General features: G+C 64.7%; 24 protein-coding genes. 3 read left to right on the top strand and 21 right to left on the bottom strand.

The window, feature by feature from the left end; translation table 11 throughout:
* Positions 1 to 136: 136 nt before the first annotated feature.
* The 13 genes from I6F21_RS30925 to I6F21_RS30865 all read right to left on the bottom strand — a co-directional run bounded on the left by I6F21_RS30925 (position 137) and on the right by I6F21_RS30865 (position 15334).
* Positions 137 to 1789, bottom strand: a complete 1653-nt coding sequence (locus I6F21_RS30925; protein WP_081493707.1) for an NAD-dependent malic enzyme — start codon at positions 1787 to 1789, stop codon at positions 137 to 139.
* 206 nt (positions 1790 to 1995) lie between these two features.
* Complete coding sequence (locus I6F21_RS30920; RefSeq protein ID WP_225183978.1) at positions 1996 to 4320, bottom strand: mechanosensitive ion channel domain-containing protein; 2325 nt, start codon at positions 4318 to 4320, stop codon at positions 1996 to 1998.
* Between the two features lie 765 nt (positions 4321 to 5085).
* Positions 5086 to 6123 (bottom strand): patatin-like phospholipase family protein, encoded by a 1038-nt coding sequence (locus I6F21_RS30915; protein ID WP_225183977.1) that lies wholly within the window; start codon positions 6121 to 6123, stop codon positions 5086 to 5088.
* Entirely contained in the window at positions 6120 to 7049 is a 930-nt protein-coding gene (locus I6F21_RS30910; RefSeq protein ID WP_225183976.1) for a polyphosphate kinase 2 family protein, read from the bottom strand. The genes I6F21_RS30915 and I6F21_RS30910 overlap by 4 nt, the downstream gene beginning before the upstream one ends.
* Positions 7009 to 8028 (bottom strand): branched-chain amino acid ABC transporter permease, encoded by a 1020-nt coding sequence (locus tag I6F21_RS30905; RefSeq protein ID WP_036025024.1) that lies wholly within the window; start codon positions 8026 to 8028, stop codon positions 7009 to 7011. Before I6F21_RS30905 ends, I6F21_RS30910 begins: the two co-directional genes overlap by 41 nt.
* Positions 8025 to 8906 (bottom strand): branched-chain amino acid ABC transporter permease, encoded by an 882-nt coding sequence (locus tag I6F21_RS30900; RefSeq protein WP_109145936.1) that lies wholly within the window; start codon positions 8904 to 8906, stop codon positions 8025 to 8027. The genes I6F21_RS30905 and I6F21_RS30900 overlap by 4 nt, the downstream gene beginning before the upstream one ends.
* 5 nt (positions 8907 to 8911) lie before the next feature.
* The gene (locus tag I6F21_RS30895; RefSeq protein WP_036025019.1) at positions 8912 to 9616 is read right to left on the bottom strand and encodes an ABC transporter ATP-binding protein; all 705 of its coding nucleotides are present in this window, start codon (positions 9614 to 9616) and stop codon (positions 8912 to 8914) included.
* A 3-nt stretch (positions 9617 to 9619) separates the two neighbouring features.
* Complete coding sequence (locus I6F21_RS30890; RefSeq protein ID WP_225141612.1) at positions 9620 to 10387, bottom strand: ABC transporter ATP-binding protein; 768 nt, start codon at positions 10385 to 10387, stop codon at positions 9620 to 9622.
* 12 nt (positions 10388 to 10399) lie between these two features.
* Positions 10400 to 11722, bottom strand: a complete 1323-nt coding sequence (locus I6F21_RS30885; RefSeq protein ID WP_036006653.1) for an ABC transporter substrate-binding protein — start codon at positions 11720 to 11722, stop codon at positions 10400 to 10402.
* A gap of 93 nt (positions 11723 to 11815) precedes the next feature.
* Positions 11816 to 12520, bottom strand: a complete 705-nt coding sequence (locus tag I6F21_RS30880) for a hypothetical protein (RefSeq protein WP_036006647.1) — start codon at positions 12518 to 12520, stop codon at positions 11816 to 11818.
* A 30-nt stretch (positions 12521 to 12550) separates the two neighbouring features.
* The gene (locus I6F21_RS30875) at positions 12551 to 13576 is read right to left on the bottom strand and encodes an ABC transporter substrate-binding protein (protein ID WP_225141610.1); all 1026 of its coding nucleotides are present in this window, start codon (positions 13574 to 13576) and stop codon (positions 12551 to 12553) included.
* Between the two features lie 151 nt (positions 13577 to 13727).
* Positions 13728 to 14516 (bottom strand): ABC transporter permease, encoded by a 789-nt coding sequence (locus I6F21_RS30870; RefSeq protein WP_036006641.1) that lies wholly within the window; start codon positions 14514 to 14516, stop codon positions 13728 to 13730.
* Positions 14516 to 15334: an ABC transporter ATP-binding protein gene (locus I6F21_RS30865; RefSeq protein ID WP_225132242.1), complete on the bottom strand. Its 819-nt coding sequence runs from the start codon at positions 15332 to 15334 to the stop codon at positions 14516 to 14518. Before I6F21_RS30865 ends, I6F21_RS30870 begins: the two co-directional genes overlap by 1 nt.
* 278 nt (positions 15335 to 15612) lie before the next feature.
* Between I6F21_RS30865 and I6F21_RS30860 the strand changes: the two genes are divergently transcribed.
* Together I6F21_RS30860 and I6F21_RS30855 are read left to right on the top strand one after the other, a co-directional pair.
* Entirely contained in the window at positions 15613 to 16395 is a 783-nt protein-coding gene (locus I6F21_RS30860; RefSeq protein WP_225141609.1) for an ATP-binding cassette domain-containing protein, read from the top strand.
* Positions 16392 to 17951, top strand: coding sequence for an ABC transporter permease/substrate-binding protein (locus tag I6F21_RS30855; RefSeq protein ID WP_225141608.1), 1560 nt, complete (start codon positions 16392 to 16394; stop codon positions 17949 to 17951). The genes I6F21_RS30860 and I6F21_RS30855 overlap by 4 nt, the downstream gene beginning before the upstream one ends.
* Before the next feature lie 154 nt (positions 17952 to 18105).
* On the opposite strand, the gene I6F21_RS30850 is transcribed toward I6F21_RS30855, so the two are convergent.
* Both I6F21_RS30850 and I6F21_RS30845 read right to left on the bottom strand, forming a co-directional pair.
* Positions 18106 to 19818 (bottom strand): sulfatase-like hydrolase/transferase, encoded by a 1713-nt coding sequence (locus I6F21_RS30850; protein ID WP_225141607.1) that lies wholly within the window; start codon positions 19816 to 19818, stop codon positions 18106 to 18108.
* 210 nt (positions 19819 to 20028) lie between these two features.
* Positions 20029 to 20682 carry a TetR/AcrR family transcriptional regulator gene (locus tag I6F21_RS30845; RefSeq protein WP_225141606.1) on the bottom strand — a complete coding sequence of 218 codons (654 nt, stop codon included), beginning with the start codon at positions 20680 to 20682 and terminating at the stop codon, positions 20029 to 20031.
* A gap of 105 nt (positions 20683 to 20787) precedes the next feature.
* On the opposite strand from I6F21_RS30845, the gene I6F21_RS30840 reads away from it, so the two are divergent.
* Positions 20788 to 21408, top strand: coding sequence for a hypothetical protein (locus I6F21_RS30840; protein WP_128263130.1), 621 nt, complete (start codon positions 20788 to 20790; stop codon positions 21406 to 21408).
* 226 nt (positions 21409 to 21634) lie between these two features.
* Here the strand turns inward: I6F21_RS30840 and ilvC are convergent, their stop codons facing one another.
* The 6 genes from ilvC to I6F21_RS30810 form a co-directional block, all read right to left on the bottom strand.
* Positions 21635 to 22654: a ketol-acid reductoisomerase gene (gene ilvC / locus I6F21_RS30835; RefSeq protein WP_036006621.1), complete on the bottom strand. Its 1020-nt coding sequence runs from the start codon at positions 22652 to 22654 to the stop codon at positions 21635 to 21637.
* A 133-nt stretch (positions 22655 to 22787) separates the two neighbouring features.
* Complete coding sequence (locus I6F21_RS30830; RefSeq protein WP_036006650.1) at positions 22788 to 23390, bottom strand: LysE family translocator; 603 nt, start codon at positions 23388 to 23390, stop codon at positions 22788 to 22790.
* 8 nt (positions 23391 to 23398) lie between these two features.
* Positions 23399 to 24274: an EamA family transporter gene (locus I6F21_RS30825; RefSeq protein ID WP_225137977.1), complete on the bottom strand. Its 876-nt coding sequence runs from the start codon at positions 24272 to 24274 to the stop codon at positions 23399 to 23401.
* 49 nt (positions 24275 to 24323) lie between these two features.
* The gene (locus I6F21_RS30820; protein WP_225141605.1) at positions 24324 to 25019 is read right to left on the bottom strand and encodes a class I SAM-dependent methyltransferase; all 696 of its coding nucleotides are present in this window, start codon (positions 25017 to 25019) and stop codon (positions 24324 to 24326) included.
* Between the two features lie 3 nt (positions 25020 to 25022).
* Positions 25023 to 25565, bottom strand: a complete 543-nt coding sequence (gene ilvN, locus I6F21_RS30815; protein WP_018640841.1) for an acetolactate synthase small subunit — start codon at positions 25563 to 25565, stop codon at positions 25023 to 25025.
* A gap of 23 nt (positions 25566 to 25588) precedes the next feature.
* Positions 25589 to 26560 carry a threonine dehydratase gene (locus I6F21_RS30810; RefSeq protein WP_225141604.1) on the bottom strand — a complete coding sequence of 324 codons (972 nt, stop codon included), beginning with the start codon at positions 26558 to 26560 and terminating at the stop codon, positions 25589 to 25591.
* Position 26561: the final 1 nt, after the last annotated feature.

Genomic DNA, 26561 nt, shown 5'->3' with positions numbered 1-26561 from the left:
GCGGCTCTGGGGCCGCCTTCGTTTCGCGCCAGCTGTGGCGATTCCACCACAGTGACCTGTTCAGAATCGGGACAGATCGGTGAAGGATGCAGCCCGATACGGCCCGCGAGCCGCGCGTTTCGGCGCGGCCCCATCCCTAGTACTTCGGCTCGTACATCTGCGACTGGACCAGAGCCTTCACGTCGTTGGGCGCGGGTCCGTCGGCGAGCGCGCGTTGATAGGCCACATCCGCAACCGCCGCCGCGATGCGCACGGAGACCTCGCGGATGCGCGGCAGTGCCGGATAGAGGCTGCCCTGAGCGAGGTCCTCCTTGCCGACGCAATCGGCGAGCGCGTGGGCCGCCGCCATGAACATCTCGTCGGTCACGAGGCGCGAGCGGCTGGCGATGACGCCGAGGCCGACGCCCGGGAAGATGTAGGAATTGTTGCCCTGGCGCGGCACGAAGCTGCGGCCGTTGAGCTTGACCGGATCATACGGACTGCCGCAGGCGAACAGCGCGCGTCCCTCCGTGTAGCGATAGGCATCCTCCGCCGAGCACTCGGCTTTCGAGGTGGGGTTGGAGAGCGCGAACACGATCGGCTGCTCGTTGAGCTCGGCCATCGCCTTGAGCACGTCGGGCGTGAAGGCGCCGCCGACCGCGGCGACGCCGATGATCGCCGTCGGCTTCAGCGTCTTGATGGCGGTGAGGAAGTCGGCGATCGGCGCCTGACTGGCATGGGCATAGCGGAGCTTATGGCCAGAAAGGCCTTCACGGCCGCTGACGACGAGACCGCGGGAATCCACCAGCCAGTTGCGGCGAAGCGCGTCCGCCTCGGACGCGCCTTCCGCCATCATGGCGGAGACCACGAGGTCGGCGATGCCGGTCGCCGCCTCGCCCGCGCCGAGGAACAGGATCTTCTGATCCTTCAGCTTGCCGCCGGAGATGCGCAGAGCCGAGAACAGGCCGGCGAGCGCCACCGCCGCGGTGCCCTGGATGTCGTCGTTGAAGACGCAAGCCTCGTCGCGATATTTGTGCAGCAGCTTGAACGCCGAATGATTGGCGAAGTCCTCGAACTGGATCAGCACGCCCGGGAACGTCTTGCGCGCGGCTTGCATGAACTCGTCGACGAAGCTGTCATAGGCCTCGCCCGTCAACCGCCGCTCGCGCAGGCCGAGATAATAGGGATCGTTCAACAGCTCTTCGTTGTTGGTGCCGACATCGAGCACGATCGGCAAGCACGCTTCCGGATGCACGCCGGCGCAGGCCGAATAGAGCGATAGCTTGCCGACCGGGATGCCCATCCCGTTGGCACCGAGATCGCCAAGTCCCAAAATGCGCTCGCCGTCGGTGACGACGATCAGCCTGGCCTGGTAGGGCCAGTTCTTCAGGATCTCCGCGATCTGGCCGCGGTCGCGCGAGGAGATGAACATGCCACGCGGCCGCTGGAAGATCAGGCCGTATTTCTGGCAGGCAAGCCCGACCGTCGGGGTGTAGATGATCGGCTGGATCTCGTCGATATTGTCGACGACGACGCGGAAGAACAGCGCCTCGTTGCGGTCATGCAGCGCGTTCAGGGCAACATATTTTTCCAGGTCCGTCGGCAGCGTGCGCAGATTGGTGAGCACGCGCTGAGCCTGGGTCTCCATCGTCAGCACGCAGGGCGGCAACAGGCCGCGCAAGCCGAGTGCGGCGCGCTCTGCTTCCGTGAAGGCCGTGCCCTTGTTGAGCAGGGGGTCGCGCAGCAGCGTCATGCCGTGCGCGGTGTCGGATGATGTCGAATGGGCGCTGACCCGAGCAGGTCTATTCACGATTCCCCCAAGGAGTTTCTTATTGAACCACAGCCATTGTCGGCCAGCGTTCAGTCGAGATCAAGGAGACTCCGGCCGCGATCGTGATCTCGCACCGCAGCAGATTTTGCAAACGCCTGGCACTTGCGCGCGAAAAGGTTTAACGCGCCAACCGGGGCGCGCGTTGGCGGACCCGCAAATAAAGGCAGGCCGGAATTTGGGACTGCTTATCCCGCCGCCCGCCGGGGCGTCAGATTGGCAGCGCTGTCCGCCGGCGGCGCGATGTGCATCAGGATGGTCTGCACCGGCGATGCGACCTCGATCCCGTTCTGCTGGAAGCGCAGCTTCATGCGGCGGTTGAATTCGCGCTGGACCGGCCAGCGGCCGGCCTCGGTGCAGCGGATCTGCCCGACGATCGACACCATCGCGCCATCGACCTTGTCGACGCCCCACAGCTCGAGGTCGCCGCGGATGAGCGCGCGGAAGTCCGCTTCACGGCGCATCTCATCGACGATATCCTTGAGGATCTGGCCGGCGCGGTCGGTGTCTTCCTTGTAGGCGACGTTGACGCTGACCGAAGCGTTGCCGGCGCCGCGGCTGGCATTGGTGATGGTCGTGACTGCGCTGAACGGCACGATGTGCACGGCGCCGTCGCCCGCGCGCAGACGGATGGTGCGGATCGAGACGTTCTCGACGACGCCCGACAACCCCGACACGCTGACGCTGTCGCCGACCTGCACCGTATTCTCCAGCAGCAGGAACAGGCCGGTGATGAGATCCTGCACCAGCTTCTGCGAGCCGAAGCCGATCGCAATGCCGACGATGCCGGCGCCCGCCAGCAGCGGCGCGACGTTGACGCCGATCTCGCTGAGCGCGGTGAGGCCGACGATTGTCGCGATCAGGCAGAGCAGCGCTGTGCGCAGCATCGGCTGGAAGGTGCGCAACCGCGCGGCGCGGGCATAGTGCCCGTCCCGCGACAGCGTATTGATCTGGCGGTCTAGGAGCGCATTGCTGGCTTCCCAGATCGCCGCGGCGATGAGCACGGCAAGGCCAATGGTCACCACGGCCGAGATCAGCCGGCTGCCGATCTGGCCGCCATAGAACCAGACGATCGCGTCCACGCCCCAGACCTCGAGCACCGCCACGAAACCGATGAAGGCGATCACGCCGGATACGATCCTGCGGAGCAGCGGCAGATAGCGGTTGGCACGGATCTCGAGGCCGGGAAAGCGCTGGAGGATCTCCGGCTTGATGCGGAAACCGCGATCGATCAGGCTCAGCGTCAGCATGATGACGACACGTGCGACCAGCGCCACTGCGATGGTGCCGACGAAATATTGCAGCAGCAGCGAATAGCCGTTGCGGATGTTGAGCGCCCACACCGCCCAGAGCGCGAGGTCGAGCGCGATGGCAAGATAGTGCCAGCCGCCGGCGACGCGGTTGCGCAAACGAGCCGCGATCCCCTGCCGCTCGGCCGGGGCGCGGATGGCATCGGCGACCTGGCGGCGGCATTGCAGGACGATGACGGCGATGAAGAGGTGCACGACCAGCATCACCATGCGCAGCAGCGCGGCGTAGCCGGCGCGGTGCAGGCCGAGCAGCAGCGCCACATTGGCAAAGGCGATGCCGGAGACGCCGACGCCGACGATGCGGCGTGCCCAGATCTCGACATAGGCGGCGGTCTCCGCGCGCACCGGAAACAAGCCGAACGGCCCCGCCAGCGCCCGGACCAGGCAGATGAGCCCGCGCGAGAACGCATAGGCGTTGACGACGGCGAGGATCACGAGGCGGACGGTTGTCGGTTCTCGAATCTCCGTCCCGAGCAGCGCGGTGGCGACGCCGACGAAGACGAGCACGGGAAGCAGCTCGAGCACGAAACGCCCGAGCACGAAGGGCAGGCGCAGCATGATCTGCCAGACCCGCGCAAGGCTGTGGCGTCGCTCCTGCATTTCAGGTGCAGGCGTAACGTCGGCGACTGACGATGGCGGATCGGCAAGCGGGCACGCGGGTGCCGGCAGGCGCGCGGTTTGCGGCACGCGTCCCTCCAGGAACGCGACCGGCCGGCGGATCAGGCGGAAGATCACCCATTCGGCCAAGAGGGCGCAGCCGAGCACCAGCGCCAGCTTCCAGGCGATCTCGATCAGAAGATTGTAAGCCGCGGGATCGTTCGCGGTGCGCACGATCCAGTAGTAGAACGCCGGAAAGTGCGTGAGCGTCCGCGCGATGCCGGCGATCTCACGCGAGATTTCGCCGATCTCCTCCGAGACCGTCAGCATGAGCTGCGCACCGAGGCCGTCGGCCGAAAGCGGGATCGGCGAATTCGGCTGCGGCGCGGCCTGTTGCGGACCAGACGCGTTGGCGATTGCACGGAGCGTATCGATCATCTGCGCGCGCTTCTTGTCGTCCTGAAGCGTGTCCAACGCACGCTTCGCCTCGTCAGGCGATAGCGCCGCGGCACCGTTCGCGGACGGCGCATCGGCGCGGGCGCAGGAGAGAGAAGAGATTGCAAGGAAAAGAGCGGCGAGAAGCGCCGGGACAAGCTTTTGCGACACGCAGATTCCCTGGAAAAGTGAATGTGCTCGCAGGTAGCGTGACCGCCCCCGCCGAAGCACATCCGTCATGTCGGATCGGCGCTACTCGCCCCCCGCCTGTGTCGGAAGTTGGCCTTTGGGACGACATTCTCTTGGCATTTGCCGCAGCGCAGGATCGGGAGCTGACGTCCCGTCAGCGCGCGCAAAGACCGTTTGCGGATCAACCAGCAGGATTGAGACGAGCGGGGTGTCAAAAAAATTGGTGCGGCGGCCTTCACGGCCATCCGACACGACTAAAATACAGCGCCGGGAAGGTAGGGGCTTTGCCTCACTGATGCAGCCCGCTAAACCTTGTCCCGGCGTGCCGTTCGCGGTTTCCGCCGCTATGCGATAGTCCGAACGAGCTCCATCGCAATTACCGCGGCTGGATTTGCGGAGGTGGTGTCATAGACCTCCCCTTGCTCATGAGGTGGACGTTGCGCGTCGCTTGTTTGCGACCGCTATGATGCTCCTCCTGCGTCGCAAAACTGTCAAGCGGGATCAATGATCTGACGATCACATTTGACGATCCGAGTTCCGCCGTGCAAATCGCTTCCGCGCGAAGTGAGGGATTTCCGAAGGCAGCCGGTATGGTGACATCATGCCCCTGTTTTGCCCGACGATGCAAACGAATTTCGTAAAATCCGCATCGCGGATGATGAAGGCCGATAAGCCATTGATTCCGCTATGCCCGGCTACTGTGCATGGGGTTGTTTTCGCACTTTTGGTCGATGGCCACCCGGCCATCTAGAGAAACATCTCCGCGAGGTCGACCGTCGAGGCCTTTCCGATCTGGTCGAAGTTTCGCGCCAGCCAGTTGCGCGCCGCCGCGCGGCCCTCATCGCGCAGGCGGCACAACAGGCTCCATTCGGGGTGGAACTGCGTGGCCGTGCCGAGCTGCGACATCAGCGCGTCGTTGCCGATCCAATGCATGTACATGCGGCTGTGCCTGTTGCTGTCGAGCTCGCCGTCGTCGATCAGCCGGGTGGCGAAGGCGATCGCGCGCATCTCGCGCATCAAGGACGAATTGAAGCTGATCTCGTTGATGCGGTGCAGGACATCGGCGGCACTGGCCGGCAGCTCGTCACGCCGGATCGCCGTCACCTGCACGATGACGACGTCGTGGCTGCCCTTGCGGTAGATCAACGGATAGATCGCGGGATTGCCGAGATAGCCGCCGTCCCAGTAATGCTCGCCATCGATCTCGACAGCCTGAAAATAGGGCGGCAGGCATGCCGAGGCGAGCACGGTTTCCGCCGTCAGCAGCGGGCTCTGGAATACCTTGATCTTGCCGGTGCGGACGTTGGTGGCGTTCAGAAACAGCTGCGGCGCCTCCGGCGAGGAATTGAGCCGGTCGAAATCGATCACGCGCTGCAGCAGCGCGCGGAGCGGATTGAAATGAAAGGGATTGAGCAGGTTCGGCGGCAGCGTATGCGTCAGCGTATGGATGAAGGCATGGACCGGATGATATTCCGGCGGCAGCTTCAGGGCCTGGATCCACTGGTTCAGCGGCGACATCAGATCGTACGCCATGTCCATGCGCGACACTTCGTACCAGAACGCGTGCAGGCTCTCCCGCGCGGCCTCCGCGCCTCCATGCGCCATGCCGGAGGCCATCGCCACCGCATTCATCGCGCCGGCACTGGTCGCGCTGATCGCCTCGATCGCGAGCCTGCCGTCCTCGAGCACCTGGTCGAGCACGCCCCACACGAAGGCGCCGTGCGCACCGCCGCCCTGGAGCGCGAAGTTGACGTTCTTGCAGTTCGTGGTCCCGCCGGCTGTCACTTTGCTTGCCTCTTGCCTCCCGTGCCTTCTTTCTCCAGCGCCTTGCGCACCTGCTTGAACTCCTCCAGCGAGGCCCTGTCGGCGCGGGGGAAGCGCAGGTCGAGCTTTTCCAGCTCGGCATTGATCACCGAGCCGATCACGACGCGGGCGAACCATTTGTGGTCGGCGGGCACGACATACCAGGGCGCATGGGACGTCGCCGTGTGCCGGACGATGTCCTGGTAGACCGCCTGGTAGCGCGGCCACAGCGCGCGCTCCCTGATGTCGTCCATGGAGAACTTCCACTGCTTGGCCGGATCGTCCAGCCGCGCGAGGAAACGCTCGCGCTGCTCTTCCTTGGACAGGTTGAGAAAGAACTTCAGCACCACGGTGCCGTTGCGGCAGAGATAGCGCTCGAAGGCGGAGATGTCCTCGAACCGCTCCTTCCAGATGTTCTTGGTGACGAGCTTCGGCGGCAGCTTCTGCTTGGCGAGAATCTCGGGATGCACGCGCGTCACCAGGCATTCCTCGTAATGCGAGCGGTTGAAGATGCCGATATGGCCGCGCTCGGGCAGCGCGACCGCATGACGCCAGAGGAAGTCGTGGTCGAGCTCCTTGCTGCTCGGCGCCTTGAAGGCCGTGACCTCGCAGCCCTGCGGATTGATGCCCTCGAAGATCGCCTTGATCGCAGAATCCTTGCCGCCGGCGTCCATCGCCTGGAATACGATCAGGAGCGACCAGCGGTCCTGCGCGTAGAGCTTCTCCTGAAACGCGATCAGCCGCTTCTTGTTGGCATCGAGGATCGCCTGCGCCTTCTCCTTGTCGAGATCGCCCTTCTCGTCGGTCTTGTGGTCCTTGAGGTGAAACTTGCCCGAGCCATCGTAGCGAAACGGCGTGATGTAGCGGTCAAGCTCCTGGGCGAGCGACTTGGACGGCTTTTTGCTCATGAGCGCGGGGCACCTTGCGTTGCAACTTCAATCGGTCGAGCAAGCTACCAAGGATGCCCTTGGGAAGGAATATGATGAAAAGCACGAGCAGCACGCCGTAGACGAGATTGTCCCAGCCGACCGCCTTGGTGCCGAAACCGATGCGCAGCGTTTCCGCCAGCAGGATGGTGATGATGGCGCCGACGGTCGGACCGAGCGAGACGAACAGCCCGCCGACGATCGCGGCGAACACCATCTGCAGCGAGACCGCGATGCCGCTGACCGTGTCGGGCGTGATGAACATCTGGTACTGGCAGTAGATCGCGCCCGCCAGCGCCGTCATCAGCGCGCTGAGCAGCGTGATCTTCAGCTTCTCGGCGGTGACGTCGACGCCGGCCGCGGCGGCGGCATCCTCGTCCTCGGAGATCGCCTCCAGCGCATAACGCGCCATGCTGCGGTCGACCCAGTGCCAGACCACGATGCCGAACAGCCAGACCGCAAGCGCGATCAAGTACCAGGTGGTCTTGTCGTCGAATTGCAGCGCCAGCAGCCTGTTGCCGGACGCGCGGTTCGGGGTGTAGCCGAGCGAGCCGCCGGTATAGTCGCGCGTCGCGGTGATGACCTGGAGCACGATGCCTGACAGCGCCAGCGTCACCAGCACGAAATAATGCCCTGTGATACGAAAGCGGAAGCAGGGATAGCCGACGATCATCGCCAGCGCGCCGGCCGCCGCCATGCTGATGGGAATGCCGATCCAGGGCGACAATCCTGCGTGATTCCACAACAGCGCCGTAACGTAAGCGCCGATCCCCATGAAGCCGCCATGGCCGAGCGAGACGAGGCCGAACCTCCCCATCATCGACCAGGACGTATAGGCGAACGACCAGATCAGGATCAGCACCAGGATGTGCAGATGATAGGGATCGCGATAGACGAAGGGCAGCGCGACCAGCGCCGCCAGCCCCACGCCCCATGCAGCAAGCCGCCCCTGCCCCATCATCGGCGCCTCGCAAGCAGGCCCGCGGGCCGGATGAACATCATGACGATGAAGAACGCGAAGGCCAGCACATAGCCCCATTCGAGGTCGGAGAACAGGCCCCCGAGCGAGATGATCTCGGCGAACACGAAGGCGGCGATGAACCCGCCGATGAAATTGCCGAGGCCGCCGAGCACGCAGATCAGGAAGGTGATCGGCCCGAAGGACAGACCGACGAAGGGATGCACGTCGTATTGCAGCACCAGGAGGCAGGCGGCGAGGCCGGCGAGCGCGCCGCCGAGCGCCGACGTGATCAAGTAGATCCGCTTGGTGTCGACGCCCATCAGCGCCATGATCTGCCGGTCCTGTGAGATGGCGCGGATCGCAGTGCCGGTGAAGGTGCGCGTCATGAACAGATAGACCGCGACCATGCCGACCAGCGCGGCGGCGAACGAAAGCAGTCGTGCGTAGCTGAAATTCATGTCGCCGAAGGCGAGCACCGGCAGGCGGATGCCGAGATTGCGGAAGTCGATGCCGAAGGCCACGGTGGCAAAGCTCTGCAGCACGAACAGCACCCCGCCGGTCGCGAGCAGTTGGTTGATCGGTGGCGCGGTCAGCAGCGGCGCAATGACGAGGTAGTGCAGCGCCGCACCAAGCACGGCGACCAGCAGGATAGTGAGCGGGGCAGCGACGAAATAGCTGACGCCGTAATACTGCACCATGAAATACATGCCGTACATGCCGATCATGACGAGCTCGGCGTAGCAGATCCAGGTCACGTCGATGACGCCGAAGATCAGGTTGAGCCCCAGCGCAAGCAGCGCCAGCACGCCGCCGAGCAGGATGCCGTTGATGACGGCCTCCAGCAGGTAGATGTCGAATACGTCCAGGAACGCCTGCATGCCCATCACACCCCGAGATAAGCTTCCTTGACCGTGTCGCTCGCCAGCATCTCGGCCGAGGTGCCGGAGGCGCGGATCGTGCCCGCCTCGATAAGATAGGCGCGGTCGACCACCTTCAGCACCTGCTGCACGTTCTGCTCGACGATCAGCACCGTCAGCCCGCTGGCACGGATCCGCTTCACCAACTCGAACACCTGCTGCACCACCACCGGCGCGAGCCCCGCCGAGGGTTCGTCGAGCAGCAACAGTTTCGGATTGGACATCATCGCGCGGCCGATGGCGCACATCTGCTGCTCGCCGCCGGACATGGTTCCGGCCATCTGGTGACGGCGTTCCTTCAGGCGGGGGAACAGGTCGAACACCACCTCCAGCCGCTCGGCGTAGTGGTCCCGCGCCTCCTTCATGAAGGCGCCCATCTTGAGATTGTCGTCGACCGTGAGCTGCGGAAACAGCCGCCGGTTCTCCGGCACATGCGCAATGCCGAGGCTGACGATCTTGTGCGACGGCGTCGCGACGAGGTCGACGCCCTCCATCCTGATCGATCCGCGCGAGGGACGGATCAGGCCGGAGATGACGCGCATCAGGGTGGTCTTGCCGGCGCCGTTGGGGCCGATGACGCCGACGGCTTCGCCGGCCTTCACGTCGAGGTTGACGTCGAACAGCGCCTGGAAGGTGCCATAGCCGGCATTGAGGCCGCGAAGCTCCAGCATCACCTAGCCCCCTGCGCGGCGGCGCGCTTCGGCGGCCGCGGCCTGCGTGGTCTCGGCGTCGGTGCCGAGATAGACCTCGATGACGCGCGGATCGCCCGCGACCGCGCTCGGCAGGCCTTCCGAGATCTTCTCGCCGTGATCGAGCACCATGACGCGGTCGACCACGCGCATCAGGACGCCCATGATGTGCTCGACCCAGATGATGGTGATGCCGAGCTCGTCGCGGATGTTGCGCAGCATGTCCGCAGCCTGGTCCATCTCGGCCTCGTCGAGACCGCCGAGGCTCTCGTCGGCGAGCAATAGCTTTGGCGCGGTGGCGAGCGCCTTCGCCAGCTCCAGCTTCTTCAGCCCCGCTGCGCCAAGCCCATCGACGCTAGCATGGCGATCGGTCGGCAGGCCGACCATCGCCAGCGACCGCTCGGCCGCCTCCTCCGCCTTGGCGCGGCTGTGGCGGCCCTGGCCGTAGAAGCCGGCAAGCGCGACGTTCTCGAAAATGCTGAGGCGGCGGAACGGCCGCGGGATCTGAAAGGTTCGCCCGATGCCGCTGTTGATGATCCGGTGCGGCGCAAGGCCCGCAATCTCGTGCCCGGCGAACACGATCGATCCGGAGGTCGGCGCCAGCGTGCCGGACAGCATGTTGAAGATCGTGCTCTTGCCCGAGCCGTTGGGACCGATCAGGCCGAGGATCTCGCCCTGATCGACCCGGAACGAGACGTTGTTCACGGCGGTGAAGCCGCCAAACCGCTTCACCAATCCGCTGACTTCCAACACCGCAGAACCCCGCTATTGGTTGCTGTAGGTGGTGCCCTTGGGCAGCGGCAGCACGGCCTCGCGCTGCGCCTGGCTCTTGGGCCACACCACATAGGACTTGTCGTCGACGTATTGGATCACGACCGGGAACGAGCGCTCGTTCTGGCCGGCCATTGGCGAGCCCTCGCCGTGGAATTTGACGCCGAAGCCGAGCATGGTGCCGCCTTCGGGTATGTCGGTGTCCAGTGCTGCCTTGCGCAGGGAATCGGGATCTACGCCGCCATATTTCTTGATCGCTCGCGGCAGCACGTCGTTCAGGAACAAATAGGTGTTGGACGCAGCCATGCCGACATGGGCCGAACGGATGGCGACACCCGGCTTGCGCTTGTCGAACTCCTCGCCGACCGCCTTGATGATCGGCGGCAGCTTCGGATCCATGCTCTTCTGGTTGGCGAGCCAGATCGAGATCGGATCGGTGTTGAAGACATAGTTTACGTCGGCGCCCAGGCCTTCCTTCAGCTTCTCATAGACCCCGTAGCCGGCGCCGTGTCCTACCAGTGCGCCGAACTTCAGCCCTTGTTCGCGGGCTTGCCGGAGCAACAGGGTGATGTCGGGATTATAGCCGGTATGGAACACCACATCCGGCTTGGCCCGCTTCAGCTTGGTGACCAACGCAGACAGATCCGGGGCCGTCGCCGAATAGCCCTCTCTGAGCACGATGTTGAAACCGGCCTTCTTGGCACCGGCCTCGTTGCCTTTGGCAACGTCGACGCCGTAGGCGCCGTCCTCGTGGATGATGGCGACCCGCAGGTCCTTCGGGTCCTTGCCCAGCTTTTCCTTCGCGTTCTGCGCGATGAAGTCCATCGTCATCATGCCGAACTGGTCGCCGGAGGCCTGCGGTCGAAACACGTATTTGTAGTTCTTGTTCTCCAGCACCGCCGACGAAATGCAGGTCGTGATCCACATGAACTTCTTCAGCTGCTCGACCCGCGCGGCCACCGGCACGCATTGCGCCGAGGAGAAGAAGCCGAGCAGCATGTCGACCTTTTCCTGCTCGATCAAACGGATCGCTTCATTGATGGCGATATCCGGCTTGCTCTGAGCATCGGCATAGATCGCCTCGATCTTGTAGCCTTCGACGTCTTTCGCGCTGTACTGATCCAGCATGATCCTTGCGCCGGTATATTGCAGCTCCGAACCGCCGCCGGCGAGCGGGCCGGTCAGATCGTAGATGACGCCGATCTTGAGCTTTTTCTCTTGAGCCTTGTCTTGGGCCGCGGCAGACACCGCCAAGCCCGTCGCTGATATCGCGACCAACAGCCCACGTACCAAGCGGGCAGCCATGCGCAGGCGCATCAAAACCTCCCTGGACGATTTGTGCATTGCATTCTTGGTGCAATTCTTCGGCCCATCACATGGGCTGCGCGCGGCGATGTCAAGCCTCGCGCATCAGCGCGCTGCGAACTGCTGCTCGACGAAGGCCGTGACAAATCGCGGCATGGACGGCCTGAGATCGCTGGTCCCGCGCACGAGATGAATGGCGGACAGCTCCGGCTCGATCTCGCGCGCAAGGTTGGCTTCGATCCTGGCGCGGGCCGCATCGCCCGGCATGTCCAGGTTGATGACCTGCAACATTGCGATCGTGGGGCCGGTAACCACGCAATGCCAGCCGGGCTGGATCCGATAATCGGCCGCGGTCAGGCCGGTCTCCTCGCCGAGCTCGCGGACGACGCTGCCGGGGATGTCGAGCGCGCCGTCCCTGACGTCGTCGAGATCAGGCGTTCCCGAGGGGAAATAGATGCGGCCCGCATTGGCGGTGTGGGGCGCCATCTCGCCCATGATGAAGGTGCCGTCGGAGGCGCGCAACGCGCCCATGCCAAAGCCGTTGAACACGGCCTTGTCGGGAAAGCCCCAGTCGCGCCAGGCGAGAAAGCTTGCGAAATCGGTCTCGAAATAGGTCGCCCTCAGGTAACCGTCACTGAACACAGCGTCGCGCCCGAGCAGGATGCGGCCGTTCCAGATCTTCGGCCGCTCGCGCTGCTTCTCGGCGAAATGCGCCGCGATCTCGGCGCGGCGCTCCTCGGCGAACGGCCAGACGATCGGCCGCACGGCAAGATCGAGCGTCGCGACGCGATGAATGACCGGAGACTTCATGACGGGTCGGTTACCACGCCTTCGCGTCGGCTATTTGACGCTCCCGGTGGTCTTCTTGGCCTGCTCGACGAATTTGTTGGTGAAGGTCTTGCTGACGTCGATCTTGGCGTTCGCCACCTCGGGCGAGCCGACGCTGAACACTGCAAGCACGGCGTCGGCACCCTTCGGGTCCATCTTGCCGGTCTCGGAATACATCGGGATCGTATTCTTCAGTGCGGCAAGATAGAGATCCTTGTTCTTGCCGACGGTCTGCTCGGGCATCTTCGCCATGATCTCCTCCGGCGTATGCGAATGGATCCAGGCGAGCGTGGCGAGGATCGCATTGGTGAGCGCCTGCGCCTCCTTCTCATGGCCGTTGATCCAGGCCACGGTCGAATACAGCGCGCCGCCCGGATATTCGCCGCCGAACGTCTCCAGCGTATCCTTCTGGGTACGGGTGTCCGAGAGGATACGCAGATCCTTGTGGCTGCCCTGCAGCACGGTCACGGACGGATCGAGCATCACTGCCGCGTCGATCTGGCCCTGCTCCATTGCGGCCACCGCAGTGGCGCCGAGGCCCACCCCGATGACGGCGGCGCTGGTGGGATCGAGCCCGTTCTTCTTGAGCATGTATTTCAGGAAGAAGTCGGTGGAGGAGCCGGGCGCACTGACGCCGACCTTCTTGCCGGCGAGATCCTTGACCGACTTGATGTCGTTGGTGCGCGAGGGCGCGACCACCAGAACGAGGCCGGGATAGCGGTCATAGACCACGAAGGATTGCAGCTCCTGCTTCTTGGCGGCGAGATTGACGCAATGGTCGAAATAGCCGGAGACCACGTCGGCGCTGCCGCCGAGCACGGCTTTGAGCGCATCCGAGCCGCCCTTGAGGTCGACGAGCTCGACACTGACGCCGGCCTTCTCGTATTCGCCGAGCTGCTTGGCCAATACCGTCGGCAGATAGCACAGGCAGGAGCCGCCGCCGACCGCGATGGTGACCTTGCTTTGCGCCGCGGCAAGCGAGGTGGTGAGCGTCAGCGCGAGCAGTGCGCCGGCGAGCCTGGCAATCGTGTTCTTCATTGGTTTCCTCCGTTCGGCCGCCGGCACCATAGAGCAGCGGGCCTGGCTTGAGAAGCTCCGCCTGAGCGGGCTGGCCATCAGCCCCTCGGCGCAATAGCGGTGCCCAACACACGTCCGCGATCGCATCGACGCGATCAAATAGACCTGCTTCCTACCCCCGCCCGTCCGACGCGGCCGGCCGCCACACCAGGAGGCGCCGCTCCACCAAGGTGACGCCGAAATCGATCAGGATGACGAAGGCCGACAGCACGAACATGCCGGCGAACACGCCGGCGACATCGAAGATGCCCTCGGCCTGCTGGATCAGATAGCCGAGCCCGGCCGCCGATCCCAGATATTCGCCGACCACCGCGCCGACCACGGCGAAGCCGACGGAGGTATGAAGCGACGAGAACATCCACGACAGCGCCGACGGCCAATAGACATGCTGCATCAGCTGCCGCTCGCTCATGCCGAGCATGCGGCCGTTGTCGAGCACGGTCCGGCTGACCTCCTTGACGCCCTGATAGACGTTGAAGAAGACAATGAAGAACACCAGGGTGACGCCGAGCGCGACCTTGGACCAGATGCCGAGCCCGAGCCACAGCGCGAAGATCGGCGCCAGCACGACACGCGGCAGGGCGTTGACCATCTTCACATAGGGGTCGAACACCGCGGCGACCAACGGCTGGCGCGCGAACCAGAAGCCGACCAGGACGCCGCCAAGCGATCCGATCACGAAGGCGAGGATCGATTCCGCGAGGGTGATGCCGAGGTGCTTCCAGATCACGCCGGAGGCGAACCATTTCACGATCTGGCTGAACACGTCCAACGGGTTGGAAAAGAAGAACGGCGGCAGCAGGATCTTGCCGAACACGGGAACGGTCGACAGCACCTGCCACAGCACCAAGCCGACGACAGCGACCAGGATCTGCAGCGCAAACAGCGTCGTGCGCGACATCAGACCACCTCCGCCGCCTGCGTGGACTGTGCGTACCCCTTCATCACCTCGTCCTTCAGCACGCTCCATATCTCGCGATGGAGAGCATGGAATTCCTTGTCGAGGCGCACCTCGAAAATGTCGCGCGGGCGCGCCAGGCCGACGCGCCAGTCGCCGATGATGCGCGAGGATGGCCCCGCCGACATGATCACGACGCGGTCGGCGAGCGCGATGGCCTCTTCGAGATCGTGGGTGACGAACAGCACGGCCTTGCGGTCGGCACTCCACAGATCGAGCAGCAGATTGCCCATGACCTGGCGCGTCTGCGCATCGAGCGGCCCGAACGGCTCATCCATCAACAGGATCTTCGGATCGCGGATCAGCACCTGCGCCAGCGCCACGCGCTTGCGCTGGCCGCCCGAAAGCATGTGCGGATAGCGGTTCGCGAAGGCGCCGAGGCCGACGGCGGTCAGCCATTTCTGCGCCTGCGACAAGGCTTCAGCGCGCGGCGTGCCCTTTACCTCGAGTCCGATCGCGACATTGTCGAGCGCAGTCTTCCAGGGGAACAGCGCATCAGCCTGGAACAAATAGCCGGCATCCCGATTCAGCCCCGCCAATGGCTGGTCGAAAATCCTGACGCTGCCCGCGGCGGGCTTGAGCAGGCCCGCCGCGACGTTGAGCAGCGTCGATTTTCCGCACCCTGTGGGCCCGACAATGGCGACAAACTCGCCCTGTGCCACCGCGAGATGGGCCTTCTCCACCGCCGTATAGACCCGGCCGTCACCCAGCCGGAACGCAACCTTGGCATCTTCCAGCGCCACTGCCGTGGGCGTCGTCATGTGCTTCCTCCAACTCAGGCCGATGCCTTAGCCGCTCGTGCGGCCAAGTTCAATCAAGCCGCCAAGCGTGCTACGCATGGGGACTTGCCGTGCTCTCACCCTCCCCTGGAGGGGGAGGGTCGGTGCGCATGAAGCGAAGCGGAATGCGAACCGGGGTGGGGTGACGGTTTCTCCGCGTCGAATACTGCCCGCGTCGACAGATCACCCCACCCCGCTCGCGCTGCGCGCGATCGACCCTCCCCCTCGGGGAGGGTAAGAGAAAAGAGAGCTCTCCCACGATGTCTTCCAAGCTGGCGATCAGCTACCAGCGCGTCACCAAGCGCTTCGGCTCCCTTGCAGCCGTCGATAACGTGTCGCTCGACGTCGCGGCGGGCGAGTTTGTGGCGATCGTCGGCGGCTCGGGCTCGGGCAAGACCACGCTGCTGCGGCTCGCCAACCGGCTGATCGAGACCGATAGCGGCACCATCACCGTCGAAGGCGAGGACGTGCGGAATGTCGATCCGGTCGCGCTTCGGCGCCGGGTCGGCTACGTCTTCCAGAGCGGCGGGCTGTTTCCGCATCTGAGCGTCGCCGACAATATCGGCATCACGCCGAAGCTGCTCGGCGAGCCGGCTGCGGCCGTTGCAGGCCGCGTCGACGAGCTGCTGGAGCTCGTGCAGCTCGACCGCGCAACGCATCGCGACCGGCTGCCCGAGGCGCTCTCCGGCGGCGAGCGCCAGCGCGTCGGCGTGGCGCGGGCGCTCGCGGCAAGGCCCCGCATCGTGCTGATGGACGAGCCGTTCGGCGCGCTCGATCCCCTCACCCGCGATGCGCTCGGTGACGATTATCGCGCGCTGCACCGCAAGCTCGGCCTGACCACCGTGATGATCACCCATGACATGACCGAGGCGATCCTGCTCGCCGACCGCATCGCAGTGATGCGCGGGGGACGATTGCTCGCACAGGGTACGGCTGCGGAGCTCTCGAGCAGCAGCGACGATTACGTGCTCGAGCTGTTGCGTACCCCGCGGCGCCAGGTCGAGCGGCTGAATGCGTTGCTGCCGATGGGCGGTGCGGCATGAGCCTCTTCACCGATCCGCGCTGGGGCGAGGCGCTGTCGCATCTGCCGGACTACCTCGGCAACCATGTGCGGGTGAGCCTCGCCGCCCTCGCGCTTGGCCTCGCCGTGAGCCTGCCGCTGGCGATCCTGACGCGCAACCGTCCGGCGCCACGCGGCATCCTGCTCGCGTTGGCCAGCATCGTGCAGACCGTACCCGGGCTGGCGCTGCTCGCGCTGTTCTATCCACTGCTGCTGCTGGCTGCTTCCGTCACGCTGGCCTGGTTCGGCGTATCTTTCTCCGCGTTCGGCTTCCTGCCGGCGATGCTGGCACTGGCGCTCTATTCGATGCTGCCGGTGCTGCGCAACGGCATCACCGGCCTCAACGGCATCGATCCCGCGCTGATCGAGGCTGCCGAGGGCGTCGGCATGACCGCGCGGCAATCGCTGCTGATCGTCGAGCTGCCGCTCGCGCTACCGGTGATGATGGCCGGCATCCGCACCGCGGCGGTGTGGGTGATCGGCACCGCGACGCTGTCGACGCCGATCGGGCAGACCAGTCTCGGCAATTACATCTTTGCCGGCCTCCAGACCCAGAACTGGGTCTTCGTGCTGTTCGGCTGCGTGGCTTCCGCTCTCCTCGCGCTCGCAGTCGACCAGTTGCTTGGGCTGATCGAGAGCGGCCTGCGCCGCCGCAGCCGTGTGCGCAGCGGTCTCGGGGCGCTCGGAATCGCGGCCCTGGTTGCAGCAACGCTGGTGCCGACCATGGGGCGCTCGTCGTCAGGCTATATGGTTGGCGCCAAGACCTTCGCCGAGCAATATGTCCTGTCGGCATTGATGAGGGACCGCCTCGAGGCGGCGGGCCTCTCGGCGGCCGCACGCTCCGGCCTCGGCTCCAGTGTGATCTTCGGGGCGCTGAAGGCCGGCGACATCGATCTCTATGTCGACTATTCCGGCACGCTCTGGGCCAACCAGCTGCATCGCACCGACATCAAGCCGCGCGCAGAACTGGTGGCGGAATTGAAGACGGCGCTCGCCAAGGACGACATCACCCTGCTCGGCGAGCTCGGCTTCGAGAACGCCTATGCGCTGGTGATGCCAAGACGACGTGCCGATGCGCTCGGCATCCGAACCGTCGCCGATCTCGCCGCACATTCGGCCACGCTGTCGATTGCCGGCGACTACGAGTTCTTCTCGCGGCCCGAATGGGCTGCCCTGCAAAAGGCCTATGGGCTGCAGTTCCGCGCCCAGCGCCAGATGCAGCCGGACTTCATGTATGCGGCCGTTGCCAGCGGCGAGGTCGACGTCATCGCTGGCTACACCAGCGACGGCTTGATCGCCAAATACGAGCTCACAGCGCTCGACGATCCCAAACGCGCGATCCCGCCCTACGACGCCATCCTGCTGCTTGCGCCGAACCGCGCCGGTGACGCGCGACTGCAGGCGGCGCTCAAGCCATTGCTCGGCAAGATCGACATCGCCACCATGCGCGAGGCGAACCTGCGCGCCAGCGGCAATGATGCGAATTCATCGCCCGATGCGGTGGCGAGGTGGCTGTGGGAGAAGGTGGGCGGGCGATAAGGTGAGACTTCGTAGGGTGGGCAAAGGCGCGTAAGCGCCGCGCCCACGGTCTCTGAGTGTGAGAGGTGGTGGGCACGCTTCCGCCTTCGCTCTCCGAGCTACGGCGGACAAGTCGCTTTGGCCACCCTACGGATTCTCAGGATGACGGTAAGGGCTACAGCCCCCGGATCATCCCCGCGTCGATCAGCAGCCGGTTCAGCCGCCGCGCCTCGGCGCCATCCTTGCAGCCGTAAAAGATGCCTTTGCAGCGGAGCATGATCTCCCTCTGCTCGGCAAAGGACGGGTCGAGCGGGATGCCGGCGGCTTCCTGAACCACCAGCGGCAGATAGGGACCATCGATCGTGTCCATCACGGCCTGACTTCCAACCGGCTCGAAATTGATGGCGTCGATGGCGTAATAGGTCGCGTAGAGGCGCGCATCGTAGGCGTCGAGCTTCTTGCCGATCGCGCCCTCGTCGAGCCCGGGCTCCAGGATAGCAGCCGCAAACTCCGGCTGATGATCGCCGTAGCGAACGATCAGGAATGGCTCGCCGGGAAAGGTCCTCTTCAAACCGGCAACGAACGCCTTGTACTGCTCTGCGCTCATGGTCTGGCGGCGCAGATATTCATCGATGGACGGCACATTGCCCGGCGCGCGCCAATTCGGCAGCAGATCGGGACGGAAGCGGGTCTCCCAGGGGAAGTGGTTGGCACCGAGATAGATGAAGGCGAACAGCGGCTTGTTCGGCGGCTGCTGGCCGATCAGCTGAAGCGCCTTGTCGTAGAAGAAGCTGTCGGGCTCGACACCCTTGGCGCCCAGATCCTTGGAATCGAGGAAGCGCTCGATTCCCGTCGTCATCTGGAAGCTGCGCGCGCCCATGAAGCCGCCATGGGCGGGATAGAGCGACAGCGTGTCATAGCCGCAGCGGCGCAGCGCCAGCGGCAGGCCGCGCTCGACCCGGTTCGAGGCGATGCGGGTGACGAAATAGGCGAAGCGGCCGAATGAACGCGAGGAAAGCCCTGCGAGCACGTTATACTCGGTGAACCAGCTCGGCCCGCCATTGCTCTCGGCGAGGAACGTGCGCTGCTTGCCGTCCCACGATTTGAAATAGTCGCCATAGCGCGGCGGCACCTTGATGCCCTGGGCGGCGCGGATGTCGAAGCTCGATTCATCATGGATCATGATGATGTTGGGCCGGCGGCCAGCCGGGTGGCAGGCATCGACCAGCGGCATGTTGAGCCGCTCGCCGGTCGAAGCAGACGCCTCCATGAAGCCGTATTGCGCAAAATCGGAGACGGCCGTGACGCCCGAGCGGAAGAATTTCGAGAGATAGCCGTCGTCGTAATAGCCGCGCCAGGCCTCGTCCGGGTGATAGAGCGAATAGCAGACCAGGGCGGCAAGGCAGGCGAGCTTGCAGGCGAGCGCCGGCAGGCGGCGGATGCGGAACGGATCGAGCCACCACAGCGCATACATCAGCGGCAGCGTGACCAGACCGGCCAGGATCACCGACCAGCGTAAGTTCGGGAAGATCGTGAACAGGAACGCGACGGAGTCGCGGTCGATCATCATCAGGTCGATGAAGTTGACCGTCATCTGCACGACGTCGTGCTTGAGCCGCGACAGCAGCACCAGCACGACCACCATGGTCAGCGACAGCGCACCCGACAGCGCGGGGCGACGCAGCAGCGTGATCCAGAAGAAGTTGAGGATGCCCCAGGCCAGCGCGAAGGACAGGCGCGAGCCGAAATCGGTCTCGGTCTCGTACATCAGGGCGAGTGCCGCCAGATGCGGCGCTGCAACCGCGAGCAGCCGCCAGATGCCGAGCGCGGCGACGCTCGCCAGCACGGCCGTCGTGGCAGAAGGACCTGGATTGGGCGCGGACGCCATCGACGACACGCAACTTCTGGTCCGGCGCGGTGATGCCAAGCCTGGCTGGCCGACCCAAAAACAGCCAGGGCGTCCGGAGCAGCCGGAAGCCTGCACCGTGTCATAAAACTGTAACGGAATGATCAAGGAGAGGCAACGCGCGGCGCGGTCCGACCTTCGCTTAATGTTAGCGGGCTGCGCCGTACGGCATCGACCAGAGCCGCTGGCCCGCTAGGGCTTTGCGATACCTGCGATGAACAGGTCGATCACCCCCTCCGCCATCCGCTCGATCTCGCCCTCCCCGACGCCCCAGCGCGGGAAATGGCCGTCGAGATTCATCCGAGCGAAACCGTAGACGAGGGCGCGCCCGGCGACCTGGATACGCTTGAGGTCGGCCGACCGCAGCAGGCCTTGCTCTGCCGCGTCGACCAGCATCTGCTCCGTTAGCGCGATCAGCTCGGCGTTGTCTCGTGTCAGGTCCGGCGAGCTGCCATGGGCAAAATAGCGCCCGGTCGAGATGATCTCGAAATGCGCGGGATTGCGCATGGCCCAACGCAAATAGGCGAGACCGAAGGCGCGGAAGCGGGCGAGCGGGTCGGCGGCCGGAGCCTCGCGCAGCGCCGCATCGATCTCGGCGCGAAAGCGCCGCTGCGCCTCCTCGGCCGCGGCCGCCATGAGCGCATCGCGGTTGGGAAAGTGTCGGAACGGCGCCCCCGGCGACACCGCGGCCCGGCGCGCGGCCTCCCGCACCGAGACTTCGGCGCCTTCCGCTGCGAGTTGCAGCGCAGCATCGATCAACACGCGGCGGAGGTCGCCGTGATGGTACGGCCGGGCTTCCGTGGCAGGGCGGCGGACACGCGGCTTGGACGGCTGACGAACAGGCATGGATCCTTCTAGCCTCACCCGAACGTGAATGTAAGCAATGATTACACCGTTGACGGCGCATTCACGCCGAATGTAATCGATGATTGCATAGAGAGGGAGGTCGCCATGTCCGAACGTCGAAGCTGGCTCGAAGGGTGGCGGCTGCTGGCCGTTCTCTGCGTGAGCCTCGTCGCACTCAGCCTATGGATCGCCTCGATGCGGCAGTTCGAGGTCGAGGGCGTTCGCACGGTGATCCGCTTCACGGCGCGAAGCTCGCTCCTGTTGTTCTGCCTCGCGTTCAGCGCCGCGGCGCTGGCGCGGCTGTGGCCCAATGCCTGGACGCGCTGGCAGAAGCGCAACCGTCGCTATCTGGGCCTCAGCTTCGCGGCCTCCCACGCCATCCACGCGGCGGCGATCATGACGTTTGCCGGGATGGATCCGGCCGGATTTGCCGAGGCCACCTCGGCAGCCTCCTACGTCTTCGGCGGCATCGGCTACGGCTTCATCATCGCAATGGGCGCGACATCGTTCGACCGCACCGCCGCACTGATCGGCCCGCGCGCCTGGCGGGCCCTGCACCTTGTGGGCGGCTATTACCTCTGGCTCCAGTTCATGGTCTCGTTCGGCAAGCGCGTGCCGACGATGCCGCTCTATGCCGCCTTCCTGCTTCCGCTGCTCATCGTGCTGGCGCTGCGCATGATCGCGATGGCCCGCGATCCGCGTGGGCAGACCGTCCCGGCGGGCTGATGCGACGCCGTATTTGGCAGGAGCCGAGCCGCTCAACTGCGCTTCAGGCCGGGGAAAGAATGAGAGAGCGATGTCTCGCCGAGACGAAAAGAGCGAGACCGCTGTTTGCGATCTCGCTCGACCATAGCCGCCAAGGTCCAAGATTTGGCTTGGCGAGCGAAGCTTGAATTTCGCTCGTCATTCCGGGGCGCGCGCTGAGCGCGAACCCGGAATGACGGCGCAGACGTCAGTTCTTGCTCTTGTCGACCAGCGCGCCCTTCTTGATCCAGGGCATCATGTCGCGCAGCTTCGCGCCGACTTCCTCGATCGGGTGCTCGGCGAGCTTGGCGCGGGTCGCCTTGAACGAGGTCTGGTTGACCTTGTTCTCGAGCATCCAGTCGCGGGCGAACTTGCCGCCCTGGATGTCGGCCAGAACCTTGCGCATCTCCTTCTTGGTCTCGTCGGTGATGATGCGCGGGCCGGTGACGTACTCGCCGTACTCGGCGGTGTTGGAGATCGAGTAGTTCATGTTGGCGATGCCGCCTTCATAGATCAGGTCGACGATCAGCTTCACTTCGTGCAGGCACTCGAAATAGGCCATCTCCGGCGCATAGCCGGCTTCGACCAGGGTCTCGTAGCCGCCCTTGATCAGCTCGACCAGGCCACCGCAGAGCACCACCTGCTCGCCGAACAGGTCGGTCTCGCACTCTTCCTTGAACGTGGTCTCGATGATGCCGGCGCGGCCGCCGCCGATGGCGGAGGCGTAGGACAGGCCGAGGTCGTGGGCGTTGCCCGAGACGTCCTTCGCAATTGCGATCAGGCAGGGCACGCCGCCGCCGCGCTGATATTCCGAGCGCACGGTGTGGCCGGGGCCCTTCGGCGCGATCATCAGCACGTCGAGGTCGGCACGCGGATCGAGCAGGTTGAAGTGAACGTTGAGGCCGTGCGCGAACACCAGGGCAGCGCCCTTCTTCATGTTGTCGTGCAGGTGCTCGCGGTAGATGTCGCCCTGGAGCTCGTCCGGGGTCAGCATCATGACGAGGTCGGCCCATTTGGCAGCTTCCGCAACTTCCAGCACCTTGAAGCCGGCGGCTTCCGCCTTCTTCGCCGAAGCCGAACCCTTGCGCAGCGCAATGGCGACTTCCTTTACGCCGGAATCCTTCAGGTTGAGCGCATGGGCGTGACCCTGGCTGCCGTAGCCGACGATGGCGACCTTCTTGCCCTTGATCAGGTTCAGGTCGGCGTCGCGATCGTAATAAACACGCATAGGTCGTTTCCTCGTTCAGGGCCGAAATCGGCCAATGGTCAGTGTCCGAAGGGTGAAATTTGCGGATTTCGGGGGCTGTCTAGAGCATTTTCAGCCCTGAGGGAAACCCGTTTCTGCATGGAAATCCGCGACATCATGCATCCATGAAAACGGGGTAGAGGGAGGCCAGCAGCAGGATCGCCATCAGGATGTTGAAGGCGCGGACCAGCCGCTCGGAAGTCAGAACCGGCCGCAATGCGGTACCGAATAGCGCCCAGACTACCGTCGAGACCGTGCCGACGACGAGGCTGATCACGGTCTGAATGGCGATGTTGAGCGGGAATTGGGCGATCGCCGCATAGGCAGTGATGGTGCCGATCACGATCACCCAACCCTTGGCATTGATCCACTGGAACATGGCCGCGCCCCAGAAGGTCATGGGGCCGCGGCCATTCTCCTCGCCCGGCTTGGCCGGACCGGCCATGGCGATCACAGCGGCGAGATAGATCAGATAGGCGGCACCGGCATATTTCAGGATGGTCTGGAGGATCGGATAGGCCAGGAACACGGAGCCGAGCCCGAGGCCGACCGCGGCGACCATGAAGGCGAAACCGAGCACGATGCCGACGATGTGCGGGATGGTGCGCCGGAAGCCGTAGGTCAGGCCGGAGGACAGCAGCATGATGTTGTTCGGCCCGGGCGTGAAATACATCACGACCATGAAGACGAGGAAGGCGTAGAGCAGCGAGTACGTCATCATCACCCTCACGCAGTCTTCGGTAGAACTTGCGGGCGCTTCGCCAGCACCATCACGGCGATCCCAAAGATCACGGTCAGCATGCCGGCGAGGCGCAGCGGCCCGAACCGTTCGCCGAACACGATGCTGGAGGCCGCCGAGCCCACGAACGGCACCAGCAGTGCGAACGGCACCACTTGTGCAGCCGGATAGTCGCGCAAGAGGCGGCCCCATAGCCAATAGGCGATGCTGGTGGAAATGCCGCCGAGCATCAGCATGCAGAGCGCCGATGTGAGCGACATGTGCGTCAGCGACGTCCAGGTCGGCGCCGGACCGTTGGCGATCAGCGCCAGCACGAACAGCGGCACGGCCGAGGCGAGGCAGAGCCAGGCGAAGAGATCGAACATCGGCACGCCGCGGGCGCCGCGCAGCAACAGATTGCCGATGGCGAAGCTGAGCGGCGAGACCATCAGAACCGCGAAGGCGCCGACGCTGAAATCATAGCCGACGGTGCCGCAGATCATCAAAAGGCCCGCCGCGGCAACGACGATCCCCAGAGTCTGCACCGGCGTCGGCCGCTCACCGAACGCGAGCGCGGCAAAGCCGATCGTGAACAGCGCCTGGCTCTGCACCACGACGGAGGTCAAACCCACCGGCACGCCGTGGGCGATACCATAGGCCTGAGACAGGAACTGGCCGAGGAACAGCGTGAAGCTGATCGCGATCAGCAGTGACCAGGCGACCTTCGGCTTGGAAATGAACAGGCACGGCACCGCGGCGATGGTGAAGCGTAACGCCGTCATCAACTCCGGCGACAGCTCGTCGAGCGCGATCCGGCTCGCCACGAAGGCAAGCCCCCAGATGATCGCCACCATGACGGCGATGAGGATGTCGGCCGGCTTCATTGTTGTTTCCGGTTCTGCTTTGTCTCGCAGCCCTGTTTGTTGTTCTGGTCTAGCCTTGCTCGCCGGCTTTCGGTTTCCGCAGCAGATACGTGCCGTGCATCGGCGCGTGGTAGTCGGCCGCGACCAGGGTGAAGCCGACGTCGGTCAGCATCCGCTCCATCACCCAGCCGAAGGTGGAATATTCATCGCGCATGTGAGTCACCACGCCCTCGCGGGAGAAATCGTGGTTCTTGATCTGGAAGTCGGCCCATTGCTCGACGTCACGCTCGATCGCGTCGGGCATCGATGAGTAAACGATGTCGCGGAGAAAAAATGTCGCCCCGGGCTTGAGCGCGCGAAAAATCCGCGACATCGCCACCGCCTTCCAGAAATCCGGCAGGTGGTGCAGCGTGAACTCGCTGACGATGAGATCGTAGGATTCCGGCCGGTAGGCGAAGCTCAGCAGGCCGGCGGATTGGGTGCGCACAGGCGCCTTGCGGTCGCGGGCGTAGATCTCGGCGAGCGCCAGCATGGCCGGGGAAATGTCGATGGCGTCGACGTCGGCCCCCATCAACGCCGCTTCGGTGGCGAGCACGCCGTTGCCGCAGCCGATATCGGCGATGCGCCAGCCGCGCTGGACCCCGAGCATCTTCAGCGCGGCGCGCGCGCGCAGATCAGCATCGTCATGGTTGTCGTAGATCGAGGCCACAGCGGGCTCGATCCCCATCCGGTTCCGCTCGTTGTAGTACCAGTCGCGCGCCAACATGGCTCACATCCCTTCAGGCCCGCGACCTATCGCGGCAACACCCGTGCGCGACACCTCGACGAGGCCGAGCGGGCGCATCAGATCGATATATTGATTGATCTTGTCCGTATTGCCTGTGATCTCGAACACAAAGCTCTCGGTGGTGGCGTCGATCACACGGGCGCGGAACGCATCCGCCAGCCTGAGCGCCTCGACCCGATGCTCGCCCTGCCCGCGCACCTTGACCATCGCCAACTCGCGCTCGATCGAGCGCTTGGTCTGGGTCATGTCGACGACCTGGTACACCGGGATCATGCGGTCGAGCTGGTTCTTGATCTGCGCGATCACCATCGGCGTGCCCGTGGTGACGATGGTGATCCGCGACAGATGCTTCTGGGCCTCGGTCTCCGAGACCGTGAGGCTCTCGATGTTGTAGCCGCGCCCCGAGAACAGGCCGATGACGCGCGCGAGCACGCCCGGCTCGTTCTGCACGAGCACCGCAAGCGTATGCGTCTCGTTGGGATCGTGACGGTCCTCGATGAAATAGGCGGATGCGGGCTGGTTCATTGTCGTCCCCTCTTGTCTCTCCGTCACGCCGTCGCCGGCGCGTCCGTCCCGACCCAACGGCGGAACAGATCGAAATCGATATTGCCGCCGGACAGCACGAGACCGACGCGCTTGCCCTTCAGCTTGCTCTTTTCCTGCAGCGCCGCCGCCAGCGCGGCAGCACCGGCGCCTTCGGCGAGATTGTGCGTGTCGGTCCAATAGGCGCGGATCGCGAGCGCGATCTCACCGTCCGTAACCTGGACGATGCGCGAGGCGCCCTTGCAAACAAGCGCAACAGCTTCCGCGTCCGGAAAGCGTGTCGCCACGCCATCGGCCAGCGTGTCACTGGTCTCGGTCGTTACGACCTTGCCGGCCGCGAACGAAAGTGCATATGACGGCGCCTCGGTCGATTGCACACCGATGATCTCCGTCTTCAGGCCCAGCAAGTCGCGCACCAGGATGCAGGCGCTGATACCGGAGCCCTGCCCGATCGGAACGTAGAGCACGTCGAGATCGGGCACCGCGCGGAACAGTTCCAGTGCGTAGGTCGCCACCCCCAGCACGAGGTCAGGGTGGAACGACGGCACCATGTGCAGGCCTTCGAACTGCGCGCGGCGCCCGGCTTCTTCGCGCGCCAGCTGGAAATCGTCGCCGTGCTCGACCAGATCGGCGCCGAACGCGCGCATGGCATGGTTCTTCTCAACCGAATTGCCTTTTGGCACGTAGATCACGGCGGGCACGCCGTGACGCCGCGCCGCGAAAGCAAGACTTTGGCCATGATTGCCGCGGGTGGCCGAGATGATGCCCGGCACGTTCGGCCGCTCTCGCTTCAGCCGATCGAGATAGACCAGGCCGCCACGCACCTTGAAGGCGCCGGTCGGCGTGTGGTTCTCGTGCTTGACCACTACCGCGGTGCCGAGCCGGCGGCTGAGCAACGGCCAAGCATGCGCTGGCGTCGCCGGCACCGCCTGCCCCACGATCGCATGTGCGCGCTCGAGTTCGTTCAGGTCGAACATG

It is taken from the genome of Bradyrhizobium sp. NBAIM03 (assembly GCF_020194055.1).
Taxonomy (GTDB): domain Bacteria; phylum Pseudomonadota; class Alphaproteobacteria; order Rhizobiales; family Xanthobacteraceae; genus Bradyrhizobium; species Bradyrhizobium yuanmingense.
Note: the sequence above shows the minus strand (reverse complement) of the source record. Positions and strands in the feature narration are given on the sequence as shown.